Genomic DNA, 11,766 nt, shown 5'->3' with positions numbered 1-11,766 from the left:
GGGCCCGGCCTACGCCGCCCAGTCGCGCAGCGCGTCGAAGTCGGGCCCCGTCAGCCCGATCCGCTCGTCGATCCGCAGGAGCAGCGCCCGTGCGGGGTGGCGCTGGTCGACGTACTCGCGGTCCAGGTCCGTGATGTCGTCGTCGATCCACGCGAAGGGCCGCTCGCCCGCGTAATCGAGGACGTACTGGGTCTTCCAGAAGGTGCCGCGCGGCGCGCGTCCGTGCATCACCGGCCAGTCGACGTACGGGAGCCGCGGCAGGCCCAGATGCGGACCTATCCAGTCGTTCGCCTCGTCCTTCCAGGTGGTGGCCCAGACGAGCTCGTACGTCCGCGCCAGCGCGAGCAGCTCCGCGCCGTGGCCGGGATTCAGCCAGACCCGCAGCGGCTTCGCGCTCTGCGCGACCGTCCAGCCGGTCGGCCGCATCCGGTGCGTGGTGTAGCCCTCGGGGCGGCGCTGGGCCTTGGCCGCGTAGGGGTTCAGCGGTCCGTCGACGTCGATCAGCAGCAGGGGCTTCATGTCGGCAGGATTCCCTTCCGGCTGCCCGAGGGCAGCTCCTTTTCCGTCACCCGCTTGAGACGTCGATGTCTCATTCGGGGTATGCTTGTCTCATGGCTATGGATCGTGACCAGGTGCTCCGCGACGCGGCAGCCCTGCTCTCCCGCAAATCGACCGCCACGATGGACGAGGTCGCCCGCGCCGCCGGAATCGGCCGCGCGACCCTCCACCGGCACTTCGCGGGGCGTGACGCCCTCGTACGGGCCCTTGAGGAGCTCGGGATCCGCGAGTTCGAGGTGGCGTTCGACAACGCCCGCCTCGACGAGGGCACGGCGGTGGACGCGCTCAGGCGGCTCGTCGCCGAAGCGGAGCCCAATGCCGAGCTGCTGGCCTTCCTCGTCACCGAGAACCAGTTGTTCGAGGGCGACGAGATCCACGAGGGCTGGGCCCGGCTCGACGCCCGCGTCGGCGCGTTGTTCCGGCGCGGCCAGGAAGAGGGCGACATCCGCATCGACCTGAGCCCCGCCTGGCTCACCGAGGCCCTCTACGGGCTCATCGGCACCTGCGCCTGGGCCGTCATGGACGGCCGGGTCGCCGCCAAGGACTTCCAATACATGATCATCGAGCTGCTGCTCGGTGGCGCACGACGGAGCGTGGAGAAATGAGCCGTACCGAGCAGCTGAGCCGGCCGCAGGGGGCGGAGGGGAAGATTCAGGGGCGCTGGCTCGCGCTCTCCGTACTCGTCCTGGCCGTGCTGCTGGTCGCGGTCGACGCCACCGTACTCGGTCTCGCCACCCCGTCCCTCAGCGAGGACCTCAAGCCCTCCGGCACCCAGCTGCTGTGGATCGGCGACATCTACTCCTTCGTCATCGCCGGCCTGCTCGTCTCCATGGGCTCGCTCGGCGACCGCATCGGCCGCAAGAAGCTGCTCCTCGTCGGCGCCACGGCGTTCGGGGCCGTCTCGGTCCTCAACGCCTACGCGACCAGCCCCGAGATGATGATCGTCGCCCGGGCCCTGCTCGGCGTGGCCGGCGCGACCCTGATGCCGTCCACCCTCGCGCTGATCCGCAACATCTTCCACGACCCGAGGGAGCGCAGCCTCGCCATCGGCATCTGGGGCGCCACCGCCTCCGCCGGCGCGGCCGTCGGCCCGGTCGTCGGCGGAGCCCTGCTCCAGCACTTCTACTGGGGCTCGGTCTTCCTCATCAACCTCCCCGTGATGATCGTCCTGGTCATCGTCGGCATCAAACTGCTGCCCGAGTCCAGGAACCCGGTCACCGGCCCCTGGGACCTGGTCAGCGTCGGCCTCTCCCTCGTCGGCGTCATCGCGGTGGTCTACGCCGTCAAGGAGGTCGCCACCCACGGCCCGACCTGGGAGGTCTGGGCCACCGCGGGCCTGGGCGCGAGCGCCCTGTACGCCTTCGTACGCCGCCAGTTCACCCTGGAATCGCCCCTGCTCGACATGCGCCTCTTCAAGCACCGCGGCTTCAGCGGCGCGGTCCTCGCCGACCTGCTCACCGTCTTCGGCCTCTCGGGCCTGGTCTTCTTCCTCTCCCAGTTCCTCCAGCTGGTGCAGGGCCGCGATCCCCTGGAGGCCGGTCTGGCCGAACTGCCCGCCGCCGTCGGCGCGGTGGCCACCGGTCTCGTCGCGGGCCGCTTCGCCCGCAGGTACTCGGTACGCGTGATGGTGGCGGGCGGCCTCGCCGCCATCGGCCTGGCCCTCGCCGCACTGACCGCGCTGCACCGCGAGAGCGGCTACCCGCTGCTCGGCGCCGCCCTGCTCGTCGTCGGCCTCGGCGCCGGCTTCTCCTTCACCGTCACCGCCGACGTGATCCTCTCCAGCGTCCCCAAGGAGCAGGCCGGCTCGGCCTCGGCCGTCTCCGAAACAGCGTACGAGCTCGGCGCCGCCCTCGGCATCGCCCTGCTCGGCTCCGTGGTCACCGGCGTCTACCAGGGCTTCACCGCCCCGCCCGCCGCGGCCGGACCGGTGGCCGACGCCGCGCACGAGTCCCTCGGCGGAGCCGTGGAGGCGGCCAAGGCGCTGGACCCGCACACCGCCCAGGCGATGGTGGGGGCCGCCCAGGAGGCCTTCGTGGACGGCCTGCGGCTCGCCTCCGGCGTCGGCGCGGCGGTGCTCCTGGCCACGGCCGCGGCCGCGTGGTTCCTGCTGAAGGGGCAGGAACTCCAGGACGGCGTCACGCACTGACGTCCCGCCAGAAGGTGTCCCGTCGCCCTGAGTTGACAGCCCGTCGGCCCCCGGGACACCATCCCGGCGATGGAGATCAACGAGCTGACCCCCGCCGAGCTGCGCGTATGGGAGGCCTTCCCGACAGGTGAGGGCGTCGACTTCCGCGCACACCCCGACGAGACCGGAGCCGCGGGCGAGACCTGGGGCGCCGAGCGGACCGTGCGCGCCGAGGTGCTCACCGCCCTCCTGCTGAGCGGGCCCAATACCGGGGGACGGGTCGCCGGGCTCAACATCAGGGGCGCCCGGATCACCGGCAAGCTGAACCTCCGCTACGCCGCCGTCGAGCACCCGATCCGGCTGCGCGCCTGCTGGTTCGAGCGCAAACCGCTGCTCTACAGCGCCCAGTTGCGGTACTTCGCGCTCAACGACTCGACGCTCCCCGGGCTGACCGCCAACTCCGTCAGCGTCGACGTCGCGCTCAAGCTGTCCTGCTGCCGCATCACCGGGCCGGTCCGGCTCGCCGGGGCCCGGATATCCGGCGGTCTCTTCTTACGCCGTGCGGTCATCGGAACGCCGCCCACCGCAGACGAGCCGCCGGAGGAGACCCCGGAGCCACCGCTCCTGATCAGCCACGCCGTCATCGGCACCGACGTCATCGCCATGGAGATCACCGTCCACGGCCAGACCCGGCTCAACGGCACCACCGTCGCCGGCAAGGTCAACCTGGACGGCGCCAGGCTGCTGGCCCCCGGGGCCACCGCCCTGCACGCCGAGACCCTCACCGTGGGCACCGACGTACGGGCCATGCGCGCGCAGCTGCACGGCCGGGTCAACCTCACCGGCTCCCGGATCCCGGGCCAGCTCAACCTCGCCTACGCGCGCTTCGTGAACCCGGGAGGGGTCGCCCTGCGCGCGTCCAGCTGCGTCATCGGCGAGGTGTGGCTGAGGTCCTGCGAGACCGTCCAGGGCAGCGTGAACCTGCGGCGCTCCCAGTTCGACATGCTGCACATGCCGCCCGAGACCTGGCCGGAGCAGATCCGCATCGACGGGCTCACCTACCGCACGCTCGTCCCGCACCTGCCCGCCGACCAGCGCCTGCCCGCCCTGGAGCGCGAGGAGTCGGGCTACCTCCCGTACGCCTACGAGCAGCTCGCCGCGGCCTACCGCACGGCGGGCGACGAGGCCGCCGCCCGCACCGTCCAGCTCGCCAAGCTGCGCCGCCACCGGCGCACCCAGCCCCGGCACGCCCGGGTCTGGGGGCTGCTCCAGGACGCCACCGTCGGGTACGGCTTCCGGCCGCTGCGCGCGGCGGGCTGGCTGCTCGCGCTCCTGCTGACGGGCTGGATCGCGTACGGCCTGCAACCGCCCCGGCCCATCAAGGAGGGGGAGGCGCCGGACTTCAACCCGGTCTTCTACACGCTGGACCTGATGCTGCCGATCATCGGCTTCGGCCAGGAGCAGGCCTTCGCGCCGAGCGGCTGGTACCAGTGGCTGTCGTACCTGCTGATCGTGACCGGCTGGGTCCTCGCCACCACCACGGCGGCGGGCGTCAGCCGGTCACTCCAGCGACAGTGAGCTCCAGCGGCGGTGAGACGGTGTCAGGCCGCCTTGACCTTGGTGGCGTACATGTCCACGTACTCCTGGCCCGACAGGCGCATGACCTCGGCCATCACCGAGTCGGTGACGGCGCGCAGCACGTACCGGTCGCGGTCCATGCCCTCGTAGCGGGAGAACTCCATCGGCTTGCCGAAGCGGACGGTGACCCGGCCCGGGCGCGGCATGCCGGCGCCGCCGGGCTGGAGCTTGTCGGTGCCGATCACCGCGAACGGCACCACGGGGGCGCCGGTCATCAGGGTCAGGCGGGCGATGCCGGTGCGGCCGCGGTAGAGCCGGCCGTCGGGGGAGCGCGTGCCCTCGGGGTAGATGCCGAAGATCTTGCCCTCTTCGAGGACCCGGCGCCCGGTCATCAGGGCCGCGACGCCGCCGTTGGCCCCGTCACGGTCGACGGGGATCATGCCGCCGCCGGTGAAGAACCAGGCCATCGCGCGGCCCTTGACGCCCTTGCCCGTCACGTACTCGTCCTTGCCGATGAAGTGGACCGTGCGGTCGCACACCAGCGGAAGGATCATGGAGTCGATGAAGGTGAGGTGGTTGCCCGCCAGAATCACCGGTCCGGTGCCGGGGATGTTCTCGATGCCCTCCACACGGGTGCGGAACATCATGCGCATGACCGGTCGGGCAATGGCTTTGATGAGCTTCGTACGGAACAACGTGGGCCCTCCGGCATCGAAAAGCGGTTCGCGCGACCACCACACGGCGGTCGTGCAGGTGAGGACGATACTCGCGGGTCACGTCCGAGCGCACATCGGGTTCACGTGTCGGATACGCAATGTTGACGCATGTTCGCGCCACGTTCCCCCGATGTGCCGCCGTCGCACGCCCCTCGGCCACCGCCGCGTGCCTACCATCGGCACGCCGATCGCGGGCCGCGGGACCAGGGACACCACAGCTCCCGGGCCGCAGGCCCCTTTCACACGAGGAGTGGCATTCATGACGCAGGGTGGGGCAGCGCGGCGCACGGTCCTGGGAGCGGCCGTCCTGGCGGCGGGGACCGGAATCACGGGACTCGCGGCGGGATCCGCATCGGCCGCGCCCGCCGCGAGCGGGGCCGGGGCCGGCGAAAGTGACCGGGGGTACGACGGAGGCCACGACGGAGGCTTCCGGGACCTTCCCCACCCGACGGTCATCGGCCACCGCGGAGCCAGCGGCTACCGGCCGGAGCACACCCTCGGCTCCTACCAGCTCGCCCTCGACCTGGGCGCCGACGTCATCGAGCAGGACCTCGTCCCGACCCGGGACGGCCACCTGGTGTGCCGCCACGAGAACGAGATCGGCGGCACCACCGACGTCGCCGACCACGCCGAGTTCGCCTCCCGGCGCACCACCAAGTCCGTCGACGGGGTCGCGGTGACGGGATGGTTCACCGAGGACTTCACCCTCGCCGAGCTGAAGACCCTGCGCGCGAAGGAACGCATCCCCGCCGTCCGCCAGCGCAACACCCTCTACGACGGCCAGTGGGCCGTGCCCACCTTCGAGGAGGTCCTGCGCTGGGCCAACCGGGAGGGCCGCCGCCGCGACAAGCGGATCTGGCTGCACGTGGAGACCAAGCACCCCAGCTACTTCCGGGGCCTGGGCCTCGGCCTGGAGGAGCCCCTCGCCAAGCTGCTGCGCCGCTACGGACGCGACCACCGCGACGCGGCCGTCTTCCTCCAGTCCTTCGAGCCCTCCAGCATCCAGCGGCTCTCCCGGCTGGTCACCGCGCCCCGCGTGGTCCTGCTCTCCGCGGCCGGTACCCGCCCCTGGGACTTCGAACAGGCCAAGGACCCGCGCACGGTCGCCGACCTGGTCAAGCCCGAGGGCCTGAAGTGGATCGCCGGCTTCGCCCAGGGCATCGGCCCGACGATGGACCTGATCCTCCCGCGCGACGCGGCCGGCAAGCTCGGCGCCCCGACCACCCTGGTGCGCGACGCCCACGCCCAGGGGCTGCTCCTGCACCCCTACACCGCGCGCAACGAGAACAGCTTCCTTCCGGCCGATTTCCGCAAGGGCACGGACCCGGCCGCCTACGGCGACGCCTTCGCCGCCTTCAAGGCCTACTTCGACCAGGGCATCGACGGGATCTTCACCGACAACCCGGACACAGCCCTGCTCGCGGCGGAGTCCTTCCGACCGGGCCGGCGCCCCGTCAACCGCTGAGCGCTCCTTCCCGTACGAGTGGGCCGTGCCCGGCGGCGAAACCGCACGGCCCGGCCCGCTCGTCCCGCCCGGCATGGACCTGCTGAAGGACCCCGAGCTCCTGAACGAACTGGCCCCGCTGCTCTCCGCCGAGGCGGCCGCGGAGGCACCCGGCACCGGAGTGGACCCGGCCGACCTGGAACAGGCCGTCTGGGTCAGGCTGCTGGAGAGCGGCCGGCGCGCCCCCGACCCCGCGGACCCGGCGGAGCCGGCGCGCTGGCTGCGCCGGGCGGTGCGGGCGGAGGCCCGCCTCGCGCGGCGCAGCGCCCGCCGGGAGATCCCGTACGGCGACCGCCGTCACTCAGCGGGCGGCGGCCCGTCGGCCGTCCCGGCCGGGGGAGCCGAACCGGAAGACGCCCTTCTGCACGGGGAGGAGAACCGCGCCCTCCGATCGGCGGTCGCCCGGTTGCCCGGACGATGCCCCGAGCTCATGAAGGCACTTCTTTCGCCCAGAGACCTCACTTACCGTGAAATCGCAGGAGAGTTGGGTATCTCACAAGGAAGTTTGGGGCCCGTACGTTCCCGATGCCTGGGATGTCTGCGCAGAATGCTGGCTGCAGAGGTTGCGGCTCCTGGCCTGCGGGGAAAGGAGCGGTAGACCATCGGGCTACCAGGTGAGCTGGAGGCATGCGCACATGGGCATGAGCGTGACCATTTCGGCGGCGGCTGCCGAGGACGCAGAGCAGATCTTCAAACTGCAGTACCTGGCCTTCCAGCGCGAGGCCGAGCTGTACGGCAACTACCTCATCCAGCCGCTCACCCAGTCCCTGGACTCCCTCAAGGCGGAGCTGGCGGCGGACACGGTCCTCGTGGCCCGGCTCGGCGACGAGGTCGTCGGCGCCGTGCGCGGCAGCGTCGACGAGGACGGCACCGGCAGGATCGGCAAGCTCTGCGTCCACCCGCGCCTGCAGGGTCACGGGCTCGGCGCGCGCCTGCTGCGCGCGGTCGAGGAGGCCCTCGCGAGCCCCGGCACCGCCACCCGCTTCCGCCTGCACACCGGGCACAAGAGCGAGTCGAACCTGCGTCTGTACCGCAAGTGCGGCTACGTCAAGGTCGGCGGCCGCACGGCCTCCGACGGCATGCAGCTCGTGATCCTGGAGAAGGAAGCCGAGGACCCCTCGCAGTTCGCGGTCAGCGCCTAGCGCGCAGCCAGAGCATCCCGGTGATCGGCAGGATCACCGGGATGAACAGGTAGCCCCGCCCGAACTGCGACCACACCGTCGCGTCGGGGAAGGCCTCGGGGCTCACCAGTGTCCAGGCGCCCACCACCAGTACGCCGGTCAGCTCGGCGGCGCAGCAGATGAGCGCCGCCCTGCGGGCCGTCTCCCCGCCGCGCACCAGCGAGTACGTGATGAAGGCGTAGGCGAGCGCGGCCGCGGCCGAGAGCGAGTAGGCCAGCGGCGCCCGGTCGAACTCGGTGGAGATCTGGTAGGCCGAGCGCGAGACCGCGCCCACCACCATCACCCCGTACAGCCACACCAGCAGCAGTCCGGGTCCGGAGACCAGCCTCTTGCGCCCGGCGGGGGCGGCGGTGGTCGTCTGCGCGTCAGGCACCGGTGGTTCCCCAGATGTCGTAGAGCCGTACTTCGAGGACGGCGAGGACGACCGCGCCCGCGGCCACCGTCACCGAACCCCACTTGGTCCGTTCGGTCAGCGAGAGCATCCCGGCCGCCGGTACCGCGGCGAAGGCGCCCACCAGGTAGGCGACGAAGATCACCGTGCCCTCGTCGGCCTTCTCGCCCCGGGCCAGCTGGACCAGGCCGACCACCAGCTGGGCCAGGGCCAGCACGGTCACGACGGCCATGCCGATGAAGTGCCAGTCCTTGGTGGGCTGGTCGCGCCACGTGGCGTGGCCGCACCAGGCGGCGAGGGCGAGTGCGGCCACACCGATGGCCACCGTCAGGGCGTCGAGCATGCAGCGAGGGTATTACGGGCCGAAAGACCCGATGCGGGCACCCCGCTCCCGCGCAGCCCTGCGGACCGGCGGGCGCGCCGTGGTCTTGACCACAGGGACGCGTCGGCGCACTCCGGCCGCAGCGGCGCCGTGCGGGCCCCTCCGACCGTGTCGGCGCAGGTCAGCCACGACGGTGCGGTGAGCGGGCCGGACGTCCGCACGGGACGGCACCGTCCGGTATGCGGCCGGAATCTGTCCGCTATCCGGACATCAGGGATCGGTGACGGGATGTGTCTGGTTTACTGGGGCCCATGACCACGACGAGCAGCCGCACCCTTGCGACCGAGGCGACGATGACGCCCGGTGCTCGTTGTATGTGTCGAATGTGCGCCTTCTGAGGGCCCCTTCCTGAGCCTCGCGCCCCGAAGCGAGACCAGCCGCGCCGGCGCGTCACCCGCTGATCCACCGCACGGCTCGTTCCTGCCCCGCGCACGCGTCGAAGCCATCGTTTTCTGACGGTTCGTCCCGTATCGCGTCCCAGATGTTTGCCCCGTGCCCGGCACCCCGCTGCGCCGTGCACTCGACAGCGACGGAAATCCTGTGATCACCACATCGGGCCTCACGAAGGTCTACCAGTCCCGTGGCCGTGAGGTCACCGCCCTGGACGGCGTCGATCTCCACGTCCGCGAGGGCGAGGTCTACGGAGTCATCGGCCAGAGCGGCGCCGGCAAGTCCTCCTTGATCCGCTGCGTGAACCTGCTGGAGCGCCCCACCACCGGCACCGTGAGCGTCGACGGAGTCGACCTCACCGCGCTCGCCGGCCGCGGCCGCCGCGCCGGCAAGGAGCTGCGCGAGGCGCGCAGCCGCATCGGCATGGTCTTCCAGCACTTCAACCTGCTGTCCTCGCGCACCGTCCAGGGCAACATCGAGCTGCCCCTGGAGATCCTCGGGGTCAGCGGCCGCGAGCGCTCGCGCAAGGCGCTCGAACTCCTCGACCTCGTCGGCCTCGCCGACAAGGCCAGGGCCTACCCCACCCAGCTCTCCGGCGGCCAGAAGCAGCGCGTCGGCATCGCCCGCGCCCTGGCCGGCGACCCCAAGGTGCTGCTCTCCGACGAGGCCACCAGCGCCCTGGACCCCGAGACCACCCGCTCCATCCTGGGGCTGCTGCGCGACCTGAACCAGCAGCTCGGCCTCACCGTGCTGCTCATCACGCACGAGATGGACGTGGTCAAGACCGTCTGCGACTCGGCGGCGCTGATGAAGAAGGGCCGCATCGTCGAGTCCGGCACCGTCGCCGAGCTGCTCGCCACGCCGGGCTCGGAGCTCGCCGGTGAGCTCTTCCCGGTCACCGGCGCCGCCACCGGACCCGACCGCACGGTCGTCGACGTCACCTTCCACGGGGATGACGCCGTCCGGCCGGTCATCTCGCAGCTCGCGCGGACCTACAACATCGACATCTCGATCCTCGGCGCCGCGATGGACACCGTCGCCGGCCGGCAGATCGGCCGCATGCGCATCGAGCTGCCCGGCCGCTACGAGGACAACGTCGTGCCGGTCGGCTTCCTGCGCGAGCAGGGCCTCCAGGTCGACGTCGTCGACGAGATCGACAACGAACTGGCCGAACTGGTCAAGGATGGTGCGAAGTGACCTGGTCCGAGATGCAGCCCCTGCTCACCCAGGGCACCTACGACACGCTCTACATGGTGCTGTGGTCCACCCTGGTGACCGTGCTGGGCGGACTGCCCCTCGGCATCCTGCTGGTCCTGACCGACAAGGGCGGCCTGCTGCAGAACCAGCCGCTCAACAAGGTCCTCGGCGTGATCGTGAACATAGGCCGCTCGCTGCCGTTCATCATCCTGCTGATCTTCCTGATCCCGGTCACCACCGCGGTCGTCGGCACCTTCATCGGCCCCACCGCCATGATCGTCCCGCTCGCCATCGGCGCCGTCCCCTTCTTCGCCCGGCTCGTGGAGACCGCCGTCCGCGAGGTGGACCACGGCCTGATCGAGGCCGTCGAGTCCATGGGCGGCGGCATCCCCACCCTGGTCGGCAAGGTGCTCCTGCCCCAGGCCCTGCCCTCCCTGGTCGCCGGGGTCACCACCACCGTCATCACCCTCGTCGGCTACTCCGCGATGGCCGGCGCCGTCGGCGGCGAAGGCCTCGGATCCAAGGCCATCACCTACGGCTTCCAGCGCTTCGAGACCGGATTCATGGTCGCCACCGTCGTGGTCCTGATCGTCCTCGTCACGGCGATCCAGCTGATCGGCGACGGCGTGGTCCGCCTCCTGGGCCGCCGCGGCCGGACGGCCTGACAGAACTTTCCCCCCAGAGCCCGCACTTGTCGTGCTTGGGCCACCACCCGAAAATGCAAGAAAGGCACTCTTCGTGCGTAAGAACATCAAGTTCACCGCCCTCGCCGCCACCGCCACCGCGCTCGCGCTCGGCCTCACCGCCTGCGGCAGTTCCTCGGACCCGTCCTCCGCCCAGGCGGACGGCGGCAAGGCCGACGAGAGCAAGCCGCTCGTCATCGCCGCCTCCCCGAGCCCGCACGCCGACATCCTGAACTTCGTCAAGGACCAGCTCGCGGCCAAGGAGGGCCTGAAGCTCCAGGTCAAGGAGTTCACGGACTACGTCCTGCCGAACACCGCCACCGAGCAGGGCCAGGTCGACGGCAACTACTTCCAGCACAAGCCGTACCTCGACGACTTCAACAAGAAGAACGGCACGCACATCGTGCCCGTCGTGAACGTCCACCTGGAGCCCCTCGGCCTCTACTCCAAGAAGGTCAAGGCCATCGGCGACATCAAGGCCGGCCAGACCGTCGCCGTCCCCAACGACACCACCAACGAGGGCCGCGCGCTCCAGCTGCTCGCCGCGAACAACCTCATCACCCTCAAGGAGGGGGTCGGCACCAGCGCCAAGCTGTCCGACATCACCGACAAGAAGGGCCTGGAGTTCAAGGAGCTGGAGGCCGCCACGGTCCCGCGCGCCCTGAACGACGTGGACGCCGCCGTCATCAACGGCAACTACGCCATCGAGGCGGGCCTGGCACCCGCCAAGGACGCGCTGCTCCTGGAGAAGGCCGAGGGCAACCCCTACGCCAACTTCCTCGCGGTCAAGGACGGCCGCCAGAACGACCCGCGCATCCAGAAGCTCGCCAAGCTCCTGAACTCCGACGAGGTCAAGAAGTTCATCGAGGACAAGTACCAGGGCTCGGTCGTCCCGGCCCTCGGCGCCCCGACCTCCTGACCGGCGCCTGACGAAGGCCCCGCACCCCCGCGCGGGCGTGCGGGGCCCGGGGGGCACCCCCGGCCAAAAAAAAAAGGGACCACACCCCCCCCCCCCCCCCACACACAACCCCCCACCTCCCCCCCCCCCCCCCCCCCTCCCT

General features: G+C 71.1%; 13 protein-coding genes. 9 read left to right on the top strand and 4 right to left on the bottom strand.

From position 1 onward, the window contains the following. Positions 1-9 precede the first annotated feature (9 nt). Complete coding sequence (locus AC07DU_RS15010; protein ID WP_479031524.1) at positions 10-519, bottom strand: HAD domain-containing protein; 510 nt, start codon at positions 517-519, stop codon at positions 10-12. Positions 520-611: 92 nt separating this feature from the next. Here AC07DU_RS15010 and AC07DU_RS15005 point away from each other — a divergent pair, with 92 nt between their 5' ends. From AC07DU_RS15005 to AC07DU_RS14995, 3 genes are all read left to right on the top strand, one after another. Next, entirely contained in the window at positions 612-1,163 is a 552-nt protein-coding gene (locus AC07DU_RS15005) for a TetR/AcrR family transcriptional regulator (RefSeq protein ID WP_360887435.1), read from the top strand. Then, positions 1,160-2,704: an MFS transporter gene (locus AC07DU_RS15000; RefSeq protein WP_453372475.1), complete on the top strand. Its 1,545-nt coding sequence runs from the start codon at positions 1,160-1,162 to the stop codon at positions 2,702-2,704. The genes AC07DU_RS15005 and AC07DU_RS15000 overlap by 4 nt, the downstream gene beginning before the upstream one ends. A gap of 69 nt (positions 2,705-2,773) precedes the next feature. Next, the gene (locus AC07DU_RS14995) at positions 2,774-4,261 is read left to right on the top strand and encodes a membrane-associated oxidoreductase (RefSeq protein WP_360887428.1); all 1,488 of its coding nucleotides are present in this window, start codon (positions 2,774-2,776) and stop codon (positions 4,259-4,261) included. Positions 4,262-4,284: 23 nt separating this feature from the next. On the opposite strand, the gene AC07DU_RS14990 is transcribed toward AC07DU_RS14995, so the two are convergent. Beyond that, the gene (locus AC07DU_RS14990; RefSeq protein WP_479031516.1) at positions 4,285-4,914 is read right to left on the bottom strand and encodes a lysophospholipid acyltransferase family protein; all 630 of its coding nucleotides are present in this window, start codon (positions 4,912-4,914) and stop codon (positions 4,285-4,287) included. Between the two features lie 322 nt (positions 4,915-5,236). Between AC07DU_RS14990 and AC07DU_RS14985 the strand changes: the two genes are divergently transcribed. The 3 genes from AC07DU_RS14985 (at position 5,237) to AC07DU_RS14975 (ending at position 7,623) form a co-directional block, all read left to right on the top strand. Continuing rightward, entirely contained in the window at positions 5,237-6,442 is a 1,206-nt protein-coding gene (locus AC07DU_RS14985; protein WP_479031513.1) for a glycerophosphodiester phosphodiesterase, read from the top strand. Between the two features lie 73 nt (positions 6,443-6,515). Next, positions 6,516-7,079, top strand: coding sequence for an RNA polymerase sigma factor (locus AC07DU_RS14980; RefSeq protein WP_479111875.1), 564 nt, complete (start codon positions 6,516-6,518; stop codon positions 7,077-7,079). Positions 7,080-7,116: 37 nt separating this feature from the next. Further along, entirely contained in the window at positions 7,117-7,623 is a 507-nt protein-coding gene (locus tag AC07DU_RS14975; protein ID WP_360887419.1) for a GNAT family N-acetyltransferase, read from the top strand. On the opposite strand, the gene AC07DU_RS14970 is transcribed toward AC07DU_RS14975, so the two are convergent. Together AC07DU_RS14970 and AC07DU_RS14965 are read right to left on the bottom strand one after the other, a co-directional pair. Then, entirely contained in the window at positions 7,613-8,035 is a 423-nt protein-coding gene (locus AC07DU_RS14970; protein ID WP_360887415.1) for a hypothetical protein, read from the bottom strand. The genes AC07DU_RS14975 and AC07DU_RS14970 overlap by 11 nt on opposite strands. Continuing rightward, positions 8,028-8,396, bottom strand: coding sequence for a hypothetical protein (locus AC07DU_RS14965; protein WP_360887412.1), 369 nt, complete (start codon positions 8,394-8,396; stop codon positions 8,028-8,030). The genes AC07DU_RS14970 and AC07DU_RS14965 overlap by 8 nt, the downstream gene beginning before the upstream one ends. Before the next feature lie 579 nt (positions 8,397-8,975). Here AC07DU_RS14965 and AC07DU_RS14960 point away from each other — a divergent pair. From AC07DU_RS14960 to AC07DU_RS14950, 3 genes are all read left to right on the top strand, one after another. Next, on the top strand, positions 8,976-10,022 hold the full coding sequence (locus AC07DU_RS14960; protein ID WP_360887409.1) for a methionine ABC transporter ATP-binding protein: 1,047 nt from the start codon (positions 8,976-8,978) through the stop codon (positions 10,020-10,022). Then, on the top strand, positions 10,019-10,687 hold the full coding sequence (locus tag AC07DU_RS14955; RefSeq protein WP_479111689.1) for a methionine ABC transporter permease: 669 nt from the start codon (positions 10,019-10,021) through the stop codon (positions 10,685-10,687). Before AC07DU_RS14960 ends, AC07DU_RS14955 begins: the two co-directional genes overlap by 4 nt. A gap of 73 nt (positions 10,688-10,760) precedes the next feature. Beyond that, positions 10,761-11,624: a MetQ/NlpA family ABC transporter substrate-binding protein gene (locus AC07DU_RS14950; RefSeq protein WP_479111687.1), complete on the top strand. Its 864-nt coding sequence runs from the start codon at positions 10,761-10,763 to the stop codon at positions 11,622-11,624. Positions 11,625-11,766 lie beyond the last annotated feature (142 nt).

Source organism: Streptomyces sp. NPDC045695, assembly GCF_056432025.1.
The sequence above is the reverse complement of the archived record's forward strand: the minus strand, read 5'-3'. Positions and strand labels throughout refer to the sequence as shown.

Coding starts and splice junctions, on each gene's coding strand:
- AC07DU_RS15010 (WP_479031524.1), bottom strand. CDS start 519: ATGAAGCCCCTGCTGCTGATCGACGTCGACGGACCGCTGAACCCCTAC.
- AC07DU_RS15005 (WP_360887435.1), top strand. CDS start 612: ATGGCTATGGATCGTGACCAGGTGCTCCGCGACGCGGCAGCCCTGCTC.
- AC07DU_RS15000 (WP_453372475.1), top strand. CDS start 1,160: ATGAGCCGTACCGAGCAGCTGAGCCGGCCGCAGGGGGCGGAGGGGAAG.
- AC07DU_RS14995 (WP_360887428.1), top strand. CDS start 2,774: ATGGAGATCAACGAGCTGACCCCCGCCGAGCTGCGCGTATGGGAGGCC.
- AC07DU_RS14990 (WP_479031516.1), bottom strand. CDS start 4,914: ATGCGCATGATGTTCCGCACCCGTGTGGAGGGCATCGAGAACATCCCC.
- AC07DU_RS14985 (WP_479031513.1), top strand. CDS start 5,237: ATGACGCAGGGTGGGGCAGCGCGGCGCACGGTCCTGGGAGCGGCCGTC.
- AC07DU_RS14980 (WP_479111875.1), top strand. CDS start 6,516: ATGGACCTGCTGAAGGACCCCGAGCTCCTGAACGAACTGGCCCCGCTG.
- AC07DU_RS14975 (WP_360887419.1), top strand. CDS start 7,117: ATGGGCATGAGCGTGACCATTTCGGCGGCGGCTGCCGAGGACGCAGAG.
- AC07DU_RS14965 (WP_360887412.1), bottom strand. CDS start 8,396: ATGCTCGACGCCCTGACGGTGGCCATCGGTGTGGCCGCACTCGCCCTC.